Origin of the sequence: Clostridium sp. ATCC 25772 (assembly GCF_001573875.1) — a bacterium.
Taxonomy (GTDB): domain Bacteria; phylum Bacillota; class Clostridia; order Clostridiales; family Clostridiaceae; genus Clostridium_J; species Clostridium_J senegalense.
Genome location: NZ_LFRG01000099.1, coordinates 1 through 1,827 on the forward strand (window position 1 = coordinate 1; position 1,827 = coordinate 1,827).

Sequence of the window (1,827 nt, forward strand, 5' to 3'; positions counted from 1 at the left end):
GAGTATCAAGTGTTAACGAAGAAAATAAACTTACCGTGCCTGTCCCATTTGTTATGGAGCCAAGACCATAATTTATTACTTAGTTAGATTTAAAAAATACGTTTAGTATTACTAGGAACAAAGTGATTAGTAATAACCATAACTATTAATTATCCTATAGCCCCCCTAATTGGATTGGACAAAGTTAATTTAGATATTTACAATTATATTAATGAAATTAGGAGGGCTACAATATGTCAAAAGTTGTTTTTAAAAGAAAGTTTTCAGAAGAACAAAGAGTTGCTTATGTTAAAGAAGTCCTTGAATCTGGTAGTAATTCTTTAATAGCTAAAAAATATGATATTAATCCTGTTCAATTAAGCACATGGGTTAACAATTACCGTAGGTATTCTCAAACTATAAAACCGAAAAATCCAAAGGAAGGTGAGATTATACCTAATTATAAAAAAGAATATCATAAATTTAAGGATGAAAATGAAGATCTTAAATTAAAAATAGCAATCCTTGAGGATCTTCTAAAAAAAAACAACCAACGTTAGATGATAAAATTGCTATTGCTCATAAGTGGATAACTTTAGGTTATAAAGTTGTTACTGTATTAAGTATTGTAGAATTATCTAAGTCCTCTTATTACTATAAGATAAAACATGAGTATGCTGGGAGAAGCTACGCTAATACAGGTCGTAAGACACCTGGGTTTAGTTATAACTTTGATGGAGATAAGGTTAATGACTTAGATATACAAAACTATATAGTAAAAATTAAATCTCAAAAAACTAGTAAATTCTATGGTTATAAGAAAGTTACTGCTGTTTTAAGAAATAACTACAATATTAAGATTAATAAGAAAAAAGTTAGAAGATTAATGAAAAGCTTAAACTTGTTAGATCCAAATAGAAAACGCACTCTAAAACGAGTGTCACGCGTCTGCGAAAGTAGAACAATAATAAAATCAAACCAATTGTGGCAAATGGATATAAAGTATGCGTTTATAGCTGGAACAAAGCGAACTGCTTATATTACTTCTATAATTGATGTGTTTGATAGAGAACTTGTAAGCACATCAATAGATTTATCTGCAACTGGTGAAGTTGCGAAAAAAGTTTTAATTCAAGGTTTATATTCCAGAGGCATTAAAGATAATCCAAATGGATTAGTAATCCGTACGGATAATGGTAGTCAATTTATTAGTGGTATCTTTGAAAAATCTTGTCTTGATGAAAATGTTATTCATGAAAGAATACCTGTTAAAAGTCCAAATTACAATGCTTTCATTGAATCATATCATAGATATCTTCAAGACGAATGCCTTACTGGAAGTATATATTGGAGTTTAGATGATATCCGCAATAATATAAATGATTTTGTTTATAGATATAACAATGAGAGAATACACTCTTCAATTGGATATGTTACACCACACGAATATTATCTTAAGAATTTAATGTGTGTTTAAAAATTTAAGCATATATTAGTATAAGTTAAGTTTGTCCAATTAGAGGGGAGCCGTCCGTTATTAACTCTTAACTCTTAATTGATAAAGTCCCATTTGTGATGGAAGTGGAACTTTAGTAAATTACGTGTTTAAAAGTTTTACTAAAACTAAAATAGTGGTACTGGTTCTTTGCTTATTTTATTGTGGAAATAGAGCAATTGTGGAATCTACAGTTTAAGCGAAGAAAATAGCCATAAGTGAACCTGTCCCACTTGTGATGGAGCTAATACTGTAAGGTCTTGATTGTTTAGGTATTTTGCTAAAGTTAATGTAGTAGGTACTGGTTCTTTACTTGTCTTGTTACGGGAAAATGAGGAAACTGGATTAGTCCA

The 1,827-nt window shown here is 29.7% G+C and carries 2 protein-coding genes; both read left to right on the forward strand.

Annotated features, from left to right (window positions below; genetic code table 11):
• The first annotated feature begins 233 nt into the window (after positions 1–233).
• Positions 234–539, forward strand: a complete 306-nt coding sequence (locus AZI32_RS16890; RefSeq protein WP_061997118.1) for a transposase — start codon at positions 234–236, stop codon at positions 537–539.
• A gap of 29 nt (positions 540–568) precedes the next feature.
• Positions 569–1,456 carry an IS3 family transposase gene (locus AZI32_RS16895; RefSeq protein ID WP_275934996.1) on the forward strand — a complete coding sequence of 296 codons (888 nt, stop codon included), beginning with the start codon at positions 569–571 and terminating at the stop codon, positions 1,454–1,456.
• The last annotated feature ends 371 nt before the right edge of the window (positions 1,457–1,827 follow it).